This window comes from Sedimenticola selenatireducens, assembly GCF_963675335.2.
GTDB lineage: Bacteria > Pseudomonadota > Gammaproteobacteria > Chromatiales > Chromatiaceae > Sedimenticola > Sedimenticola selenatireducens.
The window spans coordinates 210,142-227,560 of the sequence record NZ_CAXXYC010000001.1 but is presented as its reverse complement, the minus strand read 5'-3'; the positions used below and the strand labels follow the sequence as shown (position 1 = coordinate 227,560).

Below are 17,419 nucleotides of genomic sequence, written 5' to 3'. Positions count from 1 at the left end.
AGAATGAGTTACCCCTCACACCGATGGACCCAGAAGAGAGGCAGCACCATGCAAGTTCGGATTTCCACGATTGCCGTCACCCTGCTACTGCTGCTTACCGCCACATTGGTGGCTGCCGAAAACAGTACCCGGGCCAACGGTTACACCATCCATCACAACGCCATTCCAACGGCGCTGCTGAGCCCCGAGGTGGCAAGCAATTACCGGATTGTGCGCAGCAAGTACCGTGGGCTGCTGAATATCAGCGTAATCCGGGATGTCCCGGGCACGACCGGTCAGCCGGTGACGGCCAAGGTGTCGGCCTACGCATTGAATCTGATCGGCAGGCGCCATGGCATAGACCTCCGGGAGATCCGCGAGGCGGATGCCATCTACTACATCGGGGATTTTCCCATCGTCGACGGGGAGACCTTGAATTTCATGCTTGAAGTGACCCCTGAAGGCAGCTCACGCCCGATCGACGCCACCTTGTCCCAGGATTTCTACATCGACTGAAATGGGCAACATACTCCCGTTCAAAAAGATCCGCGCCAGCGAACGCCACAAGGGCAATACACTTTGCCGCAACGGCCACCACAAATGGACACTTGATCAGTCCCAGGTATTCGATGTCAAGCAGGGCCGGCTGGTCAGTCGCTACCGCTGCAATCGTTGCGGCATCGTCCGCAACCGGGCGGAATAAGCCCAGCAGAGGATCTGCCCGACCAGACTGTAACCGGCACGCTCCGGCAGCAAGAGGCTTGGACAATCCGGGCAAGGTCTGAAACAATGCCTGCGCTAAAAAAAGCTGTTGAATTTTAACCATATCGTCCCCCACGACTCTCTTTATGCTGTTAGATATTGTTGCCATCATTGCCGGTATTACCCTGCTGGTCTGGGGTGCCGACCGGTTTGTCATCGGCGCGTCCGGCATTGCCAGCAATCTGGGGCTGCCGCCGATGATCATCGGACTCACCATCGTCGGTTTCGGAACATCGGCCCCCGAGATACTGGTCTCCGGCATGGCCGCCGTGCAGGGCAATACCGGTCTGGCCATCGGTAACTCTCTCGGTTCCAACATCGCCAATATCGGTCTGATCCTGGGTATCACCGCCCTGATTGCCCCCTTGAATGTCCAATCGGATACCCTGCGCCGGGAATATCCCATCCTGCTGGCGGTCTGTCTTGGCACCCTGCTGCTGATGCTGGATGGCACCCTGGGGAGAATCGATGGCATGGTCCTGCTGGTGGGGCTGGTGGCGATGCTCTTCGCCATGGTGCGCATTGGCATGCGCAGTCTCGCCAGCGACCCGATAACCGCCGAGATCCTGGACGAACTGCCCGAGGCGATGACCACCGCCAGGGCGGTGGTCAACTTCAGTCTAGGCCTGGCCCTGCTGCTGTTCAGCTCCCGCATCCTGGTCTGGGGTGCAGTCAATATTGCCACCGCCTACGGCGTCAGCGACCTGATTATCGGCCTGACCATCGTCGCCTTGGGCACCAGCCTGCCGGAACTGGCAGCCAGTATCGCCAGCGCCCTGAAGAATGAGCACGATATTGCCATCGGTAATGTCATCGGCTCCAATATGTACAATCTGCTGGCGGTCCTGGCGGTGCCGGGACTGATTGCCCCCGGCCCGTTCGATCCGCTGGTATTGACCCGGGACATGCCGATGATGATCGGTCTGACGCTGGCGCTGTTTATCATCAGTTACGGCTTCGGCGGTACCGGGCGCATCAACCGGATTGAAGGATTCCTGCTGGTACTGGCCTTTCTCGCCTATCAGGGGGTACTCTTCATGCACACCGGCAGTGTCAAGGCCGCTGAACCCGCGGCATATCAACAGACAGTAGAGCAGCAAGCCACATGAACAAGGACTGCAAGCCCTCTCCCGAAGAGGCAAAAAAACTCCAGGCCCTGGGACTGGCGGTGATTCATAACGAAGCATCAGCCATCCAGGCGCTATCTGATCGGATCAATGGCGATTTTGCCCATGCCTGCGGCATTATGCTGAACTGTGAAGGCCGTATCGTGGTGACCGGCATGGGTAAATCGGGCCACATCGGCAGCAAAATCGCCGCTACCCTGGCCAGCACCGGAAGTCCGGCCTTCTTTGTCCACCCGGGCGAGGCCAGCCATGGCGATCTGGGCATGATCACCGCCAAGGATGTGGTACTGGCCCTCTCCAACTCGGGAGAGACCAGCGAGCTGCTCACCATCCTGCCGCTGATCAAGCGCCTGGGCGTCCCGTTGATTGCCATGACGGGTAATCCTCAATCCAACCTGGCCCAGCAGGCTGATGTCCATATCGACGTCAGCGTGGCACAGGAGGCCTGCCCACTCAATCTGGCACCCACATCCAGCACCACCGCCACCCTGGCCATGGGGGATGCGCTGGCCATCGCGCTACTGGAGGCGCGGGGCTTCACCGAGCAGGATTTTGCCCGCTCCCATCCCGGCGGCAGTCTTGGTCGCCGGCTACTGCTGATGGTGAGTGATGTCATGGTAACGGGCGAACAGATACCCCGGGTCTCTGACCGGGCGAGCCTTAAAGATGCATTGCTGGAGATGACCAGGAAGGGGCTGGGCATGACGGCAATAATTGATGACCAGGGTCGTCTCGCCGGGATCTATACGGATGGCGACCTGCGCCGCACCCTTGACCGGCCGATCGATATACGTAACTGCCTGATAACCGACGTCATGACCCACGGCAGCACCACGGCCAGAGCCGACATGCTGGCAGCCGAGGTGCTGAAAATCATGCAGGAGAAGAAGATCAACTCCCTGTTTATAGTGGATGACCGGCAGATACCGATCGGCGCCCTGAATATGCACACCCTGTTGCTGGCGGGCATCGTCTGAGCGATGAATGCCTTGTGGCAACTCACTTAATGCGGTAGGAAAGATTTAAAAGATGCAGGAGATCCTGAACCGGGCGAAACAGATCCGCCTGATTATCTTTGATGTGGACGGGGTCCTGACCGACGGCAGCCTCTACCTGGGGGATGACGGGCAGGAGTACAAGGCGTTCAACTCCAAGGATGGCCTTGGCATGAAGCTGCTGCAGAAGAGCGGCGTGGAGATCGGCATTATCACCGGACGCACTTCCAACGTAGTAACCATTCGCATGGAGAGCCTGGGTATCCGCGATGTCTATCAGGGACAACGCCACAAGGTCCCGGCCTTCGAAGAGCTGCGGGACAAACTGGGCCTCAAAAATGAACAGATTGCCTATGTGGGTGATGACGTGGTCGACCTGCCCATCATGCGTCAGGTCGGGTTGGCGATTACCGTACAGGACGCCCACCCGCTGGTAAAACAACATGCCCACTGGCAGACTTTGGCCGGTGGTGGCCGTGGGGCGGCACGCGAGATCTGCGAAATGCTGATGGAGGCGCAGGGAACCCTGGAGCAGGCATTTGAAAAATATCTCAAGTAAAGCATCGATCACCCCGGTACCGCTGGTGGGAAGCAACGCCTTATGATCGATCAGAAAAACCTGATGATCGGCGGCATCCTGCTGCTACTTGTCGCGGGCACCTTCTGGCTGTCCAGACAGAACACAGCGGAAGATCCGGGGTACACCACCCGTGAACACAGGGCCGATTACTACCTGGAAGGGGTTGACTCCACCTTGATGGATCTCTCCGGCAAACCAGGCAAACGCCTGGTTGCCGAACGCATGACCCATTTTATGGACGACGACAGTACCGAATTGAAGTTACCCCGCCTCACCCTGTATGACCTGGACCGGCCGCCCTGGCGGGTCAACTCCGAAACTGGCTGGCTATCGGGGGATGGGGAGGTGCTTCTTTTGCAGGGTGCGGTTAAAATCGACCGTTCTGCGGCACTTGGGGTACGCCCGATGCGTATCAGAACCCGGGATCTGCGCGTGCAGCCGGGCGACAACTACGTGGAGACCGACGCTGAAGTGAACGTCCGCAGCAACAAGGACCACATCGACGCCAAAGGCATGCAGATATGGCTCCAGCAGCCAATCCGCATCAAACTACTTGCCAATGTACGAGGACGCTATGAAGTCAATCCCTAAGCCCCATCACACTGGCCGGCGCTGGTTCGCCATTGCCCTGCTGCTGATACTGCCGGGAGTTGTATCCGCCCTGCAGTCGGACAAGGACCAACCCATCTATATCGAGGCCGACGCGGTCGATATCGATGACCGAAGCGGCATCAGTACCTATAAAGGCAATGTGGAACTGACCCAGGGAAGCATCATTATCAAGGCCGACAAGGTAACAGTTACCCAGCGCCAGAACGAGACTGATCAGATCGAGGCGGTCGGCAAGCCGGTCACTTTTCAGCAGGATACTGAAGACGGCAAGGGCACTATCAAGGGCCGCGCCAAGAAGACCGAGTACTCTGCCAACAGCGAAATCATCAATATGATCGGTGACGCCGTACTCACCCAGGGTCAGGACACCTTCAAGAGCGACCGGATCATCTATGATCGCGCCCGGGCGGTAGTGAAGGCAGGTGCCAGCGCCAAGGGCAAAGAGCGCGTCAAGGTCACCATCGGTGGAAAAAAGTAATCGATCCATGACCCTGCTGGCTGCTGACAATCTGGCGAAACACTATCGCCGCCGCGCCGTGGTGAACGGTGTCTCCCTGAACGTTTTGAGCGGTGAAGTGGTGGGGCTGCTGGGACCCAACGGCGCCGGCAAGACCACCTGCTTCTACATGATTGCCGGACTGGTTCCCTCGGAAGGTGGAACCATCCGCATAGACGGTCATGACATCACTGCCCTGCCGATGCACGCCCGGGCGCGCCTCGGCCTGGGTTATCTGGCCCAGGAACCCTCCATCTTCCGCAAGCTGACCGTATTCAATAATATTTTCGCCATCCTGGAGACCCGCAAGGATCTGCGACCCCCGGAACAGATCGAGGCCTGCGAAGCACTGCTGGTGGACTTTAACCTCACCCATCTGCGCAACAACCAGGCGATGAGTCTCTCCGGGGGTGAACGTCGCCGCCTGGAGATCGCCCGATCACTGGCCATGGAGCCCCGCTTCATACTGCTTGACGAACCATTCGCCGGTATCGACCCGATCTCGGTCAAGGACATACAGAATATTATCCGTACACTCTCATCCCGGGGGATCGGCGTACTGATCACCGATCACAATGTCCGGGAGACCCTCGGCATCTGTCAGCGCGCCTATATTATCAGCGAAGGCAAGGTGCTGGCGGAGGGCGAACCGGAGCAGATTCTGGCCAATCAGGAAGTGCGCTCCGTCTACCTGGGAAAAGAGTTCAGTCTCTAGAGTTGATCATCAGTTGATTGACGGCAATAAACCATTTTCTCCTTGTGCGTCTGGTGATTTTTTACGCTAGAATGAAACTGTGAAAACCATACAAATTACGTACCAGATCCAGATACCCGCATGAAGCAAACGCTCCAGCTTCGCCTTGGCCAACATCTCACCATGACGCCGCAGTTGCAGCAGGCCATCCGCTTGCTGCAACTCTCTACGCTGGATCTCAAGCAGGAGATTCAGGAGGCGCTCGACTCCAACCTGATGCTGGAGACCGAAGAGGAGAACAGCGCCCGCGAAGAGGCCCGTGGGAATGAACAAGAGCGCACCATCGAGCGGCTCAATGGCGATGGCCTGAAAGGGGACAAGGCCAGCAGCAATGACCTCAACAACGAAAAAGAGGTCAACGGCGAGGCAAACTCCATACCGGAAGAGCTGCCGGTGGACAGCGGCTGGGACGATGTCTACGACAGCACGCTACCACCCTCTTCCGGACTGGCATCCCGGGACGCCGGCGACAGTGACTACCTGGCCCAGCGCCGCAGTGCCCGCACCCTCTACGACTATCTCACCTGGCAGTTGAACCTGACCCCGTTCAGCGATCTGGACCGCGAGATTGCCGTCTCAATCATTGACGGCATCGATGAAGACGGTTACCTGAGGATGGATCTGAACGAGATTCTTGTCAGCATGTCCGCTGACGAGGTTGAGCTGGATGAGATCGAAGCGGTGCTGCACCGGATTCAGCAATTTGACCCACCCGGCGTGGGCGCGCGTGACCTGAGGGAGTGCCTGCTGATCCAGCTAAGTCAGCTGACGGATCCCCATCCGTGCATGGCCCTGACCACTCAGCTGATCAACAATCACTTCGACCTGCTGGCCCAGCAGGATCATAACCAGATCAAACGCAAGCTGAAGATTGATGACGACACCCTGAAATCGATTAATCAGCTGATCCGCTCGCTGATACCGCGCCCCGGCAGCCTGGTGGCCGAAACCGAACCCCAATATGTCATTCCCGACGTATTCGTGACCCGCCGAGATGGCGTCTGGCATGTGGATCTGAACGCTGATGCCGCCCCCAAACTCCGGGTTAACCCGGAATACGCGCGGCTGATCCGGCGCGCCGACAACAGCGACGACAACAACTACCTGAAGAATCATCTGCAGGAAGCGCGCTGGTTTATCAAAAGTCTGATGAGCCGCAATGAAACGCTGTTGCGCGTGGCCACCAAGATTGTCGAACTGCAGCGCGGATTCTTCGAGCACGGCGAAGAGGCGATGAAGCCCCTGGTATTGAGGGACATCGCCGAGGCCCTGGAGCTGCATGAATCCACCATATCCAGGGTCACCACGCAAAAATATATGCATACCCCCCGGGGTACGCTGGAATTCAAGTATTTCTTCTCCAGCCATGTCAGCACGGCTGGAGGCGGAGAGTGTTCCGCCACCGCGATACGCGCACTGATCAAGAAACTGGTCGCTGCCGAGAAGCCGAACAAGCCACTCAGCGACAACAAACTGGCGAGCATACTCGCCGATCAGGGCATTCAGGTCGCACGGCGGACGGTAGCAAAATACCGCGAGTCCATGGCGATCCCGCCATCAAACGAGCGAAAGCGCCTCGTCTAGAGGCCAGTAACCAAGGAGCAAATCATGCAAATCAGCATCACCGGTCATCATGTGGACATCACCGAAGCCATGCGCAACTATGTCGAAACAAAATTCGAGCGCCTGGAACGGCACTTTGATCATGTCACCAAGATCCATGTCATCCTGAGTGTTGAGAAACTGCGCCAGAAGGCGGAAGCTACTCTCCATGTGAATGGCGCCGATGTCTTTGCCGACTGTGAAGAAGAGGATATGTATGCCGCCATCGACGGTCTGGTGGATAAAATCGACCGTCAGGTGAAAAAGCTCAAGGAGAAAAGCACCAACCATCGCAATGGTGTAGGCATGAAGGGAATCGATCCCGCCAACGCCGAAATCTAATCAACAGGCAAAATCATGTTTCCCGCAAATTTCATTACTGCCGAACGCATCAGCGCCGCGAATCCGGCCGCCAGTAAAAAGCGCGTACTCGAAGAGATAGCCGGACTGCTGGCCTCCGCCTCGGAGGAGCTCAACCAGGGTACTGTGTTCGACAAACTGCTTGAGCGGGAGCGATTGGGCAGCACCGGGCTGGGGCATGGCATAGCACTGCCCCACGCCCGTGTTGCCGGTGTCACGGAGGCCCGAGGCGCCTTCATCCAGCTCCAGTCCGGCGCCGATTTCGACGCTATAGACCAGCAACCGGTCGATCTGGTGTTCGGCCTCCTGGTACCGGAAGAGGCGACAGAAGAACATCTGCAACTCCTGGCAAAACTGGCCACTCTGTTCAGTGACGAAGCATTCTGCCAGAAACTCAGAAAAGCCCGGGACAGCGAGACACTGCTACAGGAGTTCATACAACAGGAACCGATGCCGATAAGCGCCAGCGGCTGATCCCTGGCCGCCTACAGAGGATCTCTGTTTTCGCTGCCGACACGCTTTTCTGCCATCCATCGTGTAATCAGAGGTAACGGAGACCCTATGAAGCTGGCCATCATCACCGGACTCTCCGGTTCTGGAAAAAGTGTCGCACTCCATACCCTGGAAGATGAAGGCTACTACTGTATCGACAATCTGCCGGTATTTCTGCTGCCTGCATTAGCCGGCGAGCTGGTCAAACGACAGGACAAGCGATTCCAGTTGGTCGCCATCAGTATTGATTCACGCAATACGCCCACCGAATTTGAAAGCATCTCCGCACTGCTGCAGCCGCTGAAAGCGGAGAAGATTCGCTTTGAGGTTATTTTCCTCGAAGCACAGGACGAGACCCTGATCAAACGCTTCAGTGAGACCCGGCGGCGTCATCCCCTGACCGGTGGCGCACGTCCGCTGGCGGAAGCGATCAGCTACGAACGGGAACTGATGGCGCCGTTCCTCAACGTTGCCGACATCCGCATCGACACCAGTCAGACCACTCTGCATGAGCTGCGGCACCTGATCCGTTCCCGCATCACCGAGCGGCTGGATACCAAGATTTCCCTGCTGTTTCAATCCTTCGGTTTCAAGCAGGGTGTACCCCGGGACGCGGACTTTGTCTACGACGCACGCTGCCTCCCTAATCCTCATTGGCAGCCGACGCTGCGCCAGCTCACCGGAAAAGACGAGGCTGTGCAGGCATTCCTCGGTGCGAGCAATGACGTGAAGCATTATCAAGCGGATCTGGCCCAATTCCTGGAACAGTGGATACCCCGTTTTGAAACCGAGGGGCGAAGCTATCTGACCATCGCTATCGGCTGCACCGGCGGACAACACCGCTCGGTCTATCTGGTGGAGCAACTGGCCATCCATTTCCGCGCCCATGGCAGGCAGATTCAGACCCGTCATCGGGACCTGCCACGGGAGGAGAAGGCACCGAATTAACCCAATAGGCAGTTTGCAGCCTGGATAAAGCCCAGCCCACGAAAGCCCGCAGACAGGCAATTCCTAACGGGCGGAATCCGGCGCATGGCACGGCGGCCACTCCCGGATTACACCACCTTGAGCACAGGTGGTGATGTCGGTTTCACCGGGAGCGGCTTCATCCAGGCTTCGGTGCCATGTGAGATGGATGGTTTGTTACCGGCACGGATTGTGCGATATTGTTTCCCCTTGGCATGGGCGATTTGAGCTTTTTATGGTCACAAAGCAGATTACAATTATCAATCGACTGGGACTGCATGCCCGCGCCGCGGCCAAGTTCATCACCGAGGCGGGACAATACAGCAGCACCATCCAGCTGATCCGAGACGCCAAACCGGCCAACGGAAAAAGCATTATGGAGGTGATGATGCTGGCAGCCAGCCAGGGTACGGAGTTGACACTCACCACCGAGGGCGATGATGAAATCGAGGCAGCCAATGCCCTCGAGGCCCTGGTCAATGACCGCTTCGGAGAGCCCGAATGACCTTTGCCGGTAACGGTATAGGCATCACCCGGGGCATCGCCATCGGCGAGGCCCATATCCTGCAGCGCGGCCTGCTGGAAATCAGCCCGCGTATGATTGATACCGCCGATGTCCCGGCCGAGATCAAACGCTTCCAACTGGCGGTGAACGGCGCCAGGGAAAGGCTTCATGAGATACGTCAGAAAATCCCCGGCAACACCCGCTCTGACATTATCGCCTTCATTGACACCCACCTCCTGATGATGAATGACGCTGCCCTGGTGGAGGTACCGATCAAGTTGATCCGCAAGCACGCCTACGCCGCTGAGTGGGCACTGCAGTTGCAGCGGGAATCCCTGGTGCAGGTGTTCGACACCATGGATGATCCCTACCTGAGAACACGCAAGGATGATGTGGAACACGTGGTGAATCAGATCCAGATGGCCCTGCTGGATCTGGATGATGAGAGCAACGACAACCTCAGTGGCAAGGTGATCCTGGCCCAGGACCTCACCCCGGCCGACACCATTGTGATGCGCCATCAGGGAATCGCCGCCTTCATTACCGAGTTTGGCGGCCCCATGTCCCATACAGCCATTCTGGCCCGCAGTCTCGATATACCGGCGGTTGTTGGTGTGCACAGCATCACCCGGTTGCTGCACCAGGGTGAAACCGTGGTGGTGGATGGAGAGCAGGGAGTAATATTGGCGGATGCCGATCAGGCCACCCTCGCCCATTATCAACACCGGATCAGCGCCGCCCAGAGCCGGGCCACCCAATTACGCAACCTGATCGGCAAGGCCGCCACCACCCGTGAGGGTGTGCGGGTACATCTGATGGCCAATATCGAACTCCCGGAGGATATTGAAACCACCCGGGAACTTCAGGCCGATGCCGTCGGCCTCTACCGTACCGAATTTCTCTATATGAACCGGCAGGGCATGCCGGATGAAGAGGAGCATTACCAGACCTACCGCCGGGTGGTGGAAGGACTCGACGGTATCCCGATCACCATACGCACCCTGGACCTGGGTGCCGACAAACAGGTCGACGGTTGCACTTCCTACTGCTGCAATCCGGCACTCGGGCTGCGCGCCATCCGTCTCTGCCTGAAGGAACCAAAAATGTTCCAGCCCCAGCTGCGGGCTATCCTGCGCGCTGCCGTTCACGGGCCGGTACGGATTATGATCCCGATGCTCTCCAATCTCCAGGAGGTGCGCAAACTGAAGGCCCTGCTGGCCGAAACCGAAGCCGCATTGAGTGCCGATGGCATACCGTTCGCCAAAGACATCCCGGTGGGTGGGATGATCGAGGTGCCAGCCGCCGCCCTGGCCGCCGACGCCTTCACCCGCGAGCTGGATTTCCTCTCTATCGGCACCAATGACCTGATCCAGTACACCCTGGCGATCGATCGCGTGGACGACGAAGTAAACTATCTCTATGACCCGTTACACCCCGCCATCCTGCGTCTCATTCAGATGGTAATCACTGCGGGCCAGCGCGCCGGGATCCCAATCAGCATGTGCGGTGAAATGGCCGGTGATCCACGCTACATCCCGCTGCTGATCGGCATGGGCCTTCGGGAATTCAGCATGCAACCGGGGTCGCTGTTAATCGCCAAGGAGCGATTGCTGCAACTGGATGCGGCCAAACTGGCCAAACAGACGCGCAAGCTGATGAAGCGCCTGGGCGAGAGCGATTTTGAGCAGCTGCTGGGGAAAATCTGCGCCCTGCACTGAATCGCCTCAATCGGTGGGAAACTGAACAAGCGCTATTCAGCACTCGCTGGAGACACAGAAAAAAAGCGTAGGATGGGCAAAGGAGCGCAGCGACCTGCCCATCATCTAGAGACTTGATGGGCACGCAAGCTTTGCCCATCCTACGGTGCTCTCGTAACATACAAGGATGGGTAAAAACCGAAATCACCGGTCCGCTAAAAGGCTGGCACACACCGTTTTGTGTCCACCCCCCCATCTACCATTCACAGTCAGCCCCCCCCTGATTCAGGCTGAAAAATGGCCGAAAAAACGGTATTCGCGTTTATTCATGCCGTATGTCTCCCGCTTGTCATCTGCAACTGCTAGAATCGGCCCCGTCTGACCCACCCACCCTTCACTTGGCGAGGAACCACATCAGTCATGTCTGATCAGGTACCTGTACAAACTGGCAGCACCCGTCTGGAGCGCCTGCACGCGGCCCTGGAGAGCGGCACCCTGCAACAAGCCAGGCGAATGCTGAACGCCCTCCATCCCGGTGAGATTGCCCACCTGCTGGAATCGTTGCCGCTCACCCAGCGCGATATCGTCTGGGGTCTGGTGAATGAGGAGAACGGCGGTGAGGTGCTGATCCTGGTCGCCGATGAGGTGCGGGCCGACCTGATCAGCAAAATGGATACGGAAGAACTGCTGGCCGCCACCGAGGGACTCGACACCGACGACCTGGCCGACCTGGTCCAGGAGCTCCCGCTGGCCATTACCCGGGAGATCCTCGACTCCCTGGATCACCAGCGCAGAGAACAGCTGGAAGCGATCCTCTCCTATCCGGAGGATACCGCCGGCGGTCTGATGAACCCGGATACCATCACCGTGCGCCCGGAAGTGACCCTGGACGTAGTGATGCGTTATCTGCGCCACTTTAGAGACAAGATGCCCCCGCAGACCGATATCCTGATGGTGGCCAACCGGGATGGAAAGTACCTGGGGGTTCTCCCCCTCACCGTGCTGGTCACGCACGATCCGGATGAGACAGTGGCGGAGGTGATGTCCCTGGATGTGCGCGGCATTCCGGCCAGTTGGGACGACGGCAAGGTGGCCAACCGCTTCGAGCAGCATGACCTGATCTCAGCCCCGGTGGTGGATGACAATGGCAAACTGATCGGCCGCATCACCATCGATGACGTGGTGGACGTGATTCGTGAGGAGGGCGAGCACCAGTTCATGGGCCAGGCCGGTCTTTCGGAAGACGAGGACATGTTCGCACCGGTCTGGATCTCCACCCGGCGGCGGGCACTCTGGCTCGGCATTAACCTGATCACCGCCCTGCTTGCTTCCTGGGTGATTGGCCTGTTCGAGGCGACTATCGAGAAGGTGGTGGCGCTGGCGGTACTGATGCCGATTGTCGCCAGCATGGGCGGCATTGCCGGCAGCCAGACCCTGACCCTGACCATACGCGGCATCGCCCTGGGTCAGCTCTCCAGCAAGAATACCCGCTGGCTGATCCTCAAGGAACTGGCCGTGGGCACCCTGAACAGCCTTATCTGGGCCGGGGTAGTGGCAGTGATTGCCGGCTTCTGGTTCCACGATGCGAACATCGGACTGCTGATTGCCACGGCCATGTGCATCAACCTGATCCTCGCCGCCCTTACCGGCACTGTGCTGCCGATGGCCCTCGCCCGGCTCGGCATCGATCCGGCGCTGGCCGGCTCGGTGCTGCTTACCACCGTGACCGATATCGTCGGCTTCCTCTCCTTCCTGGGTCTCGCCACCCTGTTCCTGATCTGATCCGGATCACTCCTCGATCGGCTCTATCCTGGAGAGATCGGCCGGCAATATCGCCTCCGGCCCGCAGGTCTGCAAGCAGATATCACAACCTGTACAGGCGGCGGATTCGATGCGCACCCACGCCTTCATCACCTCTCGCCCGCCCTTGCGCACCTCGGTCTCCCGCCGGGTCACCAGGATGGCCGGACAACCGACACTCAGGCAGTTGGCACAGCCGTTACATTTGTCCGCCTCCACCATCAGGGGACGACGCGGTGCAAAGCGGTCGGTCAGCACACAGGGACGCTTGGCCACGATGACCGAAGGCACCGGCGCCGCCATCTCCTGCTTGACGATCTTGTAAAGCACCGGCAGATCATAAGGGTCCACCACATGCACGCGCTCCCGGTCTACGCCCAGGGCACAGGCCAGCTCGGCAAAATCCACCTTCGGCGCCTCCCGGCCCCGCAGGTCGCGCCCGTTGCCATGGTTGTTCTGGCCTCCGGTCATGCCGGTGGCGGAGTTGTCCAGGATCATCACCGTCACATTGCCCTGGTTGTAGACCAGGTCCAGCAGCCCCTGGATACCGAGATGCAGGAAAGTGGAGTCACCAATAATGGAGAAGATCCCCTTCTCCTTGTCGCTCTCACCGCGCCCGAGATCCATACCCAGACCGATGCCGATCGCCGACCCCATGCAGATACAGGTATCCAGGGCATTCCAGGGCTTGCCGGCACCTAAAGTGTAACAGCCGATGTCACCGGCAAAATTGGCCCGCTTGCGCAGCCGCGACAAGGTATAGAAGACCGCCAGATGGGGGCAGCTGACACACATGGTGGGCGGACGGGGGAACAGTGCCTGTACCGGCGGTATCGCTATCGGCTGGGCAGGTGGCTGTTCAACTTCACCGTTCAGACGAGCGATACCCCGGCGCAGGATCTCCGGTGCCAGTTCGCCACTGGCCGGCAGGATATCCTTGCCGCTGACAGTCAGACCGGCAGCCTTGAGTTCATTCTCGATCAGCGGCTCGGTCTCCTCCACCACAATCAGGGACCCAACCCCCCCGGCAAATTGCCGGATCTGTTCAACCGGCAGTGGATGGCTGAAACCGATTTTGTACACTGGCGCCTCGGGGAACGCCTCTTTCACATGGACGTAGGCTGGTCCTGAGGTTACAAAACCATACCGTTGATCGCTGCCGGGTTGCGAGGAATTGAGGGGAGACTGCTCACTGTAGGCGCGCAGTTTCCCATCCCGCTGGTGCTGCAACTGCAAACGTTTTTTTGCGTTTCCCGGCACCATCACCCAATGAGCAGGATCGGGGGTAAAACCTGCGGCAGCATGTTGTTGGCGTTGACCGGTGGAGACCACTCCCTTGACATGACAGATCCGTGTGGTCAGGCGCAGAATCACCGGGCAATCAAACTGTTCGGAGAGTTCAAACGCCTCAAGCACCATCGCATACGCCTCCTGGGAATCGGCCGGCTCCAGCACAGGCAGATGGGCGAAACGCCCCCAGTAGCGCGAGTCCTGTTCGTTCTGGGACGAGGACATGCCCACATCGTCGGCAATAGCGATCACCAGCCCACCCACCACCCCCGCCAGGGTCTGGGTCATCAGTGCATCAGCCGCTACATTCATACCGACATGCTTCATGGCGCAAAAGGCACGCGTGCCGCACATCGAGGCTCCGATGGCTACCTCCAGCGACACCTTCTCATTGGGTGACCAGTTGGCATGGATATCGTCATAGGTACCCAGGTATTCCAGGATTTCGGTCGCTGGTGTCCCGGGATAGGCCGTGGCGACGCGGGCGCCAGACTCCCAGACCCCCCGGGCCACAGCCTCGTTTCCGGACATGAAACGCCGACTGGCCAGGGCAGGGTTGATCTCTTCAGCGAGCGCATTCACAAATGGAGTCCTCGGTCACGGTGAGACGCGGCAACCCGGGAATGCCGGATGACCGTCCTCTCTATGGATAATCAAGGCGGCAAGGTTACCATTAATACGCTTCAATCATTTTGCAAATAACCTATAATCAACCCCGTTTATTGCAACAAATTCGCAGCAAAGCCCACCAAAAAGAGAAAATAATGCACGACAAGGCACTTGATACAGCCGACCTCCGAATACTGGCTCACCTGCAGAGCCATGCCAAAGCCTCCAACCATGAACTGGCAGAGGTGGCATTCCTCTCCCCTTCCCAATGCCACCGTCGGGTAAAGCGACTGGAGGAACTGAATATCATCCGCGGCTATACCACGCAGATCGATCCACAGGCACTGGGACTGGAGATCACTATTTTTGTCAATGTCTCCCTGGATGCCCACGGTCCCAACCCGGCACAACGCTTCAGCGACGCGATTAAAAATGTGCCCGAAGTGATCGAGTGCTTCTCCCTGACAGGCGAGACCGACTACCTGATCAAGGCGCGGCTACCCAACCTCAAGGCGATGTCGGAGTTTCTGATGCACCGACTGATGTCGGTACCCGGGGTGGGCAGTATCAAGACCTCGGTGGTGGTCGAGGAGATCGAGTGCGCGCCGGGGCTGATCAACGCCACCCTTTCGGATTCACGGTCATAGGGCGCCACGTTCGCCAATGGGCGACGCCTCCGATGGAGGCATGGGCACGAAAAAGGGGTTGACGCTCCAACAGAATCGGTCCACCTTTAGCGCCTTTTTTCTTCCCCGGGAGTCACCCCATGTTCAAGATCAACCAGTACTTTGACGGCAATGTCGCCTCCATCGCCTTTCAGACCGCCACCCTGCCGGCGACTGTCGGCGTCATGGCCGTGGGTGAGTATGAGTTCGGCACCAGCCAGAAGGAGACCATGACCGTGGTCAGCGGTTGTCTCACCGTCAAGTTGCCGGGTGCAGCCGACTGGCAGGATTATCGGTCCGGTGAACAGTTTGTCGTGGAGGCAGGGGCGAAGTTTCAGCTCAAGGTAGCGGTCGAGACCGCCTATCTCTGCACCTACGAATAGTCACGCCAGGCACCGTCAGCCGGTGAATGCCCCCTCGGAGCTCAGGTATTCCAGCTCTTCAGGAGTGCTCGGTCGACCCAGAATGGCGTTGCGGTGGGGGAAGCGCCCATAGCGGCGCACAATCTCCCGGTGGTGCCGGGCAAAGGCGAGGTTATCCTGCAGCCCGGCACGCTCATAGAGCTCGACGGATCTATCCTGGTCATCCGGATTCTCGCTGTGCATGTAGGGCATGTAGAGGAAGGCACACCGGGCTCCGCTCAGGGTCTCATCAAAGCCGCGTTTAATGGCAACACCGGCAACAGTCCTGGCCTGGGCTTCGGTCTGAAAGCTCTCAGGCCGGCCGCGGAACATATTCAGCGGAAACTGATCCAGCAGGATCACCAGGGCCAGACAACCCTCGGCGCTGGTCATCCAGTGATCCAGCTGCCCCTCGGATGCCAGTACCCAGAGGCGCTCAAAGCGGTCACCGATCTCCTGGTCCAGCTCCGGTGTGGGAGAGAACCAGTGCCGACAGACCGGCTCGGTAAACCAGTAGTCGAGGATTTCCTGTGGTTCAATCGCCATCTCGATTCCCCCGTTTCATCAATGTTGGTGCCGGTAGAGGCACCACTCCCCACCGCGGAAAGGCAGGGTCTTTTCAAACAGCGCCCCCATCCGTTCCGCCAGTGCGATAGAGGCGCGGTTCTCGGCCTGGATAAAGCTGATCAGCCGGAGCCCGGGCAGGGTCTCAGCGGCCATCCGCCTTACCGCCAGGGCCGCCTCAAGGGCATAGCCCTGCCCCCAGAAATCCCTGGCCAGGGCCCATTTGATCTCCGGTCCAGGCCAGTCCAGGGGATACCAGAGCCCGACCGGACCAATCACCCGGCCAGAGCCGCGCTCTAGAACTGCGTAGGGCCCATAGCCGCGCATTTGCCAGTGGCCGATCATCCCCGCCAGCACCTGCCAGGTTCCCGCCTCGCTGAGCGGTTTCCCCATCGTGTAGCGGGTGCATTCAGGGTCGGAGTAATAGGCGTGCAGGTCCCGCCAGTCCTCCTCCTGAAAGGTACGCAGAACGAGCCGCTCGGTCTCAAGCCGCTCAGGTATGCGGTAATGCATGACGCCCGGGCGGTTCAGTGAGTCTGACAGTGCGCGCCATCGTGATGCACATGGCCGTGCTCGATCTCGTCGGCACTGGCTTCTCGCACCTCGATAATCTCCAGATCAAAGTTGAGGTCCTTGCCGGCCATGGGGTGATTGCCGTCCACGGTGATCGTCTGTTCATCCACCTCCACCACCGTCACCAGGAAGGGGACCCCCTCATCCATTTCGGTCTGGAACTGCATGCCCACCTCGATACGCTCGATACCGGGAAAATTGTCCCGGGGCACTCCTTCGATCAGGCTCTCATCCCGCTCACCATAGGCCTCTTCACAGGGAATACTGACGGACAGTTTCTCGCCCTGCCGGTGCCCCGCCAGCGCCTGCTCCAGTGCCGGAATCAGACTTTCGGTGCCGTGAATATAGGTCAGATAGCCATCATTGGCGGAACTGTCGATGATCTCGCCACTCTGGTCACGGGTTACATAATCGAGGATGACGGCTTTAAAATCGCTGATCTGCATGAAATATCTCAAATAAAGTATGAAGTGGAGGGCTAATACCACAGCAACATTAAGGTTACTGTAGATTCGTTAAAAACTTTTTAAAGAATCGCTAGTTGGCGCCGACAAGCATATCTGTAAGCATAGCGACCGGGACGCTGCATT

At 58.6% G+C, this 17,419-nt stretch carries 21 protein-coding genes; 17 read left to right on the top strand and 4 right to left on the bottom strand.

Annotation, left to right across the window (positions count from 1 at the left end):
- The first annotated feature begins 48 nt into the window (after window positions 1-48).
- The 15 genes from ACHZBF_RS01130 (at window position 49) to mgtE (ending at window position 12,709) form a co-directional block, all read left to right on the top strand.
- Complete coding sequence (locus ACHZBF_RS01130) at window positions 49-495, top strand: DUF4426 domain-containing protein (RefSeq protein ID WP_321527436.1); 447 nt, start codon at window positions 49-51, stop codon at window positions 493-495.
- Window position 496: 1 nt separating this feature from the next.
- Window positions 497-682 (top strand): hypothetical protein, encoded by a 186-nt coding sequence (locus ACHZBF_RS01125; RefSeq protein ID WP_029133391.1) that lies wholly within the window; start codon window positions 497-499, stop codon window positions 680-682.
- Between the two features lie 145 nt (window positions 683-827).
- Window positions 828-1,850, top strand: a complete 1,023-nt coding sequence (locus ACHZBF_RS01120) for a calcium/sodium antiporter (RefSeq protein ID WP_051302164.1) — start codon at window positions 828-830, stop codon at window positions 1,848-1,850.
- Window positions 1,847-2,845, top strand: coding sequence for a KpsF/GutQ family sugar-phosphate isomerase (locus ACHZBF_RS01115; protein WP_321527435.1), 999 nt, complete (start codon window positions 1,847-1,849; stop codon window positions 2,843-2,845). The genes ACHZBF_RS01120 and ACHZBF_RS01115 overlap by 4 nt, the downstream gene beginning before the upstream one ends.
- A 52-nt stretch (window positions 2,846-2,897) precedes the next feature.
- The gene (gene kdsC / locus ACHZBF_RS01110) at window positions 2,898-3,422 is read left to right on the top strand and encodes a 3-deoxy-manno-octulosonate-8-phosphatase KdsC (RefSeq protein WP_321527434.1); all 525 of its coding nucleotides are present in this window, start codon (window positions 2,898-2,900) and stop codon (window positions 3,420-3,422) included.
- Between the two features lie 42 nt (window positions 3,423-3,464).
- The gene (lptC, locus tag ACHZBF_RS01105) at window positions 3,465-4,034 is read left to right on the top strand and encodes an LPS export ABC transporter periplasmic protein LptC (RefSeq protein ID WP_051302166.1); all 570 of its coding nucleotides are present in this window, start codon (window positions 3,465-3,467) and stop codon (window positions 4,032-4,034) included.
- Window positions 4,018-4,533 (top strand): lipopolysaccharide transport periplasmic protein LptA, encoded by a 516-nt coding sequence (lptA, locus tag ACHZBF_RS01100; RefSeq protein WP_051302168.1) that lies wholly within the window; start codon window positions 4,018-4,020, stop codon window positions 4,531-4,533. Before lptC ends, lptA begins: the two co-directional genes overlap by 17 nt.
- Before the next feature lie 7 nt (window positions 4,534-4,540).
- Entirely contained in the window at window positions 4,541-5,266 is a 726-nt protein-coding gene (gene lptB, locus ACHZBF_RS01095) for an LPS export ABC transporter ATP-binding protein (protein WP_321527574.1), read from the top strand.
- Window positions 5,267-5,386: 120 nt separating this feature from the next.
- A complete protein-coding gene (locus ACHZBF_RS01090) occupies window positions 5,387-6,889 on the top strand; it encodes an RNA polymerase factor sigma-54 (protein ID WP_029133397.1) in 1,503 nt (500 codons plus the stop codon).
- Between the two features lie 24 nt (window positions 6,890-6,913).
- Entirely contained in the window at window positions 6,914-7,249 is a 336-nt protein-coding gene (gene hpf, locus ACHZBF_RS01085) for a ribosome hibernation-promoting factor, HPF/YfiA family (RefSeq protein WP_029133398.1), read from the top strand.
- Window positions 7,250-7,264: 15 nt separating this feature from the next.
- A complete protein-coding gene (ptsN, locus tag ACHZBF_RS01080; protein WP_321527433.1) occupies window positions 7,265-7,741 on the top strand; it encodes a PTS IIA-like nitrogen regulatory protein PtsN in 477 nt (158 codons plus the stop codon).
- An 87-nt stretch (window positions 7,742-7,828) separates the two neighbouring features.
- Window positions 7,829-8,707: an RNase adapter RapZ gene (rapZ, locus tag ACHZBF_RS01075; RefSeq protein ID WP_321527432.1), complete on the top strand. Its 879-nt coding sequence runs from the start codon at window positions 7,829-7,831 to the stop codon at window positions 8,705-8,707.
- A gap of 253 nt (window positions 8,708-8,960) precedes the next feature.
- Complete coding sequence (locus ACHZBF_RS01070; protein WP_029133400.1) at window positions 8,961-9,230, top strand: HPr family phosphocarrier protein; 270 nt, start codon at window positions 8,961-8,963, stop codon at window positions 9,228-9,230.
- Window positions 9,227-10,948, top strand: coding sequence for a phosphoenolpyruvate--protein phosphotransferase (ptsP, locus tag ACHZBF_RS01065; protein ID WP_321527431.1), 1,722 nt, complete (start codon window positions 9,227-9,229; stop codon window positions 10,946-10,948). Before ACHZBF_RS01070 ends, ptsP begins: the two co-directional genes overlap by 4 nt.
- A 399-nt stretch (window positions 10,949-11,347) precedes the next feature.
- Window positions 11,348-12,709, top strand: a complete 1,362-nt coding sequence (gene mgtE, locus ACHZBF_RS01060; RefSeq protein ID WP_029133402.1) for a magnesium transporter — start codon at window positions 11,348-11,350, stop codon at window positions 12,707-12,709.
- Between the two features lie 6 nt (window positions 12,710-12,715).
- Here the strand turns inward: mgtE and ACHZBF_RS01055 are convergent, their stop codons facing one another.
- On the bottom strand, window positions 12,716-14,599 hold the full coding sequence (locus ACHZBF_RS01055; protein ID WP_335342934.1) for a thiamine pyrophosphate-dependent enzyme: 1,884 nt from the start codon (window positions 14,597-14,599) through the stop codon (window positions 12,716-12,718).
- A gap of 182 nt (window positions 14,600-14,781) precedes the next feature.
- Here ACHZBF_RS01055 and ACHZBF_RS01050 point away from each other — a divergent pair, with 182 nt between their 5' ends.
- The gene (locus tag ACHZBF_RS01050) at window positions 14,782-15,273 is read left to right on the top strand and encodes an Lrp/AsnC family transcriptional regulator (protein WP_037375146.1); all 492 of its coding nucleotides are present in this window, start codon (window positions 14,782-14,784) and stop codon (window positions 15,271-15,273) included.
- 119 nt (window positions 15,274-15,392) lie between these two features.
- On the top strand, window positions 15,393-15,674 hold the full coding sequence (gene ppnP, locus ACHZBF_RS01045; protein WP_029133404.1) for a pyrimidine/purine nucleoside phosphorylase: 282 nt from the start codon (window positions 15,393-15,395) through the stop codon (window positions 15,672-15,674).
- 15 nt (window positions 15,675-15,689) lie between these two features.
- Here the strand turns inward: ppnP and ACHZBF_RS01040 are convergent, their stop codons facing one another.
- Genes ACHZBF_RS01040 through ACHZBF_RS01030 form a run of 3 tightly spaced genes read right to left on the bottom strand, consistent with a single transcriptional unit; the run spans window position 15,690 to window position 17,275 of the window.
- On the bottom strand, window positions 15,690-16,238 hold the full coding sequence (locus ACHZBF_RS01040) for a DUF924 family protein (RefSeq protein ID WP_321527430.1): 549 nt from the start codon (window positions 16,236-16,238) through the stop codon (window positions 15,690-15,692).
- Window positions 16,239-16,256: 18 nt separating this feature from the next.
- Entirely contained in the window at window positions 16,257-16,769 is a 513-nt protein-coding gene (locus ACHZBF_RS01035) for a GNAT family N-acetyltransferase (RefSeq protein ID WP_029133406.1), read from the bottom strand.
- Window positions 16,770-16,783: 14 nt separating this feature from the next.
- Window positions 16,784-17,275, bottom strand: a complete 492-nt coding sequence (locus tag ACHZBF_RS01030; protein WP_029133407.1) for an FKBP-type peptidyl-prolyl cis-trans isomerase — start codon at window positions 17,273-17,275, stop codon at window positions 16,784-16,786.
- Between the last annotated feature and the right edge of the window lie 144 nt (window positions 17,276-17,419).

Bases quoted from the DNA above. Each gene is read 5' to 3' on its own strand.
- lptB (WP_321527574.1), top strand. From the start codon at position 4,541: ATGACCCTGCTGGCTGCTGACAATCTGGCGAAACACTATCGCCGCCGC.
- hpf (WP_029133398.1), top strand. From the start codon at position 6,914: ATGCAAATCAGCATCACCGGTCATCATGTGGACATCACCGAAGCCATG.
- rapZ (WP_321527432.1), top strand. From the start codon at position 7,829: ATGAAGCTGGCCATCATCACCGGACTCTCCGGTTCTGGAAAAAGTGTC.
- ptsN (WP_321527433.1), top strand. From the start codon at position 7,265: ATGTTTCCCGCAAATTTCATTACTGCCGAACGCATCAGCGCCGCGAAT.
- lptC (WP_051302166.1), top strand. From the start codon at position 3,465: ATGATCGATCAGAAAAACCTGATGATCGGCGGCATCCTGCTGCTACTT.
- ptsP (WP_321527431.1), top strand. From the start codon at position 9,227: ATGACCTTTGCCGGTAACGGTATAGGCATCACCCGGGGCATCGCCATC.
- ACHZBF_RS01120 (WP_051302164.1), top strand. From the start codon at position 828: ATGCTGTTAGATATTGTTGCCATCATTGCCGGTATTACCCTGCTGGTC.
- ACHZBF_RS01035 (WP_029133406.1), bottom strand. From the start codon at position 16,769: ATGCATTACCGCATACCTGAGCGGCTTGAGACCGAGCGGCTCGTTCTG.
- kdsC (WP_321527434.1), top strand. From the start codon at position 2,898: ATGCAGGAGATCCTGAACCGGGCGAAACAGATCCGCCTGATTATCTTT.
- ACHZBF_RS01050 (WP_037375146.1), top strand. From the start codon at position 14,782: ATGCACGACAAGGCACTTGATACAGCCGACCTCCGAATACTGGCTCAC.
- ACHZBF_RS01115 (WP_321527435.1), top strand. From the start codon at position 1,847: ATGAACAAGGACTGCAAGCCCTCTCCCGAAGAGGCAAAAAAACTCCAG.
- mgtE (WP_029133402.1), top strand. From the start codon at position 11,348: ATGTCTGATCAGGTACCTGTACAAACTGGCAGCACCCGTCTGGAGCGC.
- ACHZBF_RS01040 (WP_321527430.1), bottom strand. From the start codon at position 16,238: ATGGCGATTGAACCACAGGAAATCCTCGACTACTGGTTTACCGAGCCG.
- lptA (WP_051302168.1), top strand. From the start codon at position 4,018: ATGAAGTCAATCCCTAAGCCCCATCACACTGGCCGGCGCTGGTTCGCC.
- ACHZBF_RS01070 (WP_029133400.1), top strand. From the start codon at position 8,961: ATGGTCACAAAGCAGATTACAATTATCAATCGACTGGGACTGCATGCC.
- ACHZBF_RS01030 (WP_029133407.1), bottom strand. From the start codon at position 17,275: ATGCAGATCAGCGATTTTAAAGCCGTCATCCTCGATTATGTAACCCGT.
- ACHZBF_RS01130 (WP_321527436.1), top strand. From the start codon at position 49: ATGCAAGTTCGGATTTCCACGATTGCCGTCACCCTGCTACTGCTGCTT.
- ppnP (WP_029133404.1), top strand. From the start codon at position 15,393: ATGTTCAAGATCAACCAGTACTTTGACGGCAATGTCGCCTCCATCGCC.
- ACHZBF_RS01090 (WP_029133397.1), top strand. From the start codon at position 5,387: ATGAAGCAAACGCTCCAGCTTCGCCTTGGCCAACATCTCACCATGACG.
- ACHZBF_RS01125 (WP_029133391.1), top strand. From the start codon at position 497: ATGGGCAACATACTCCCGTTCAAAAAGATCCGCGCCAGCGAACGCCAC.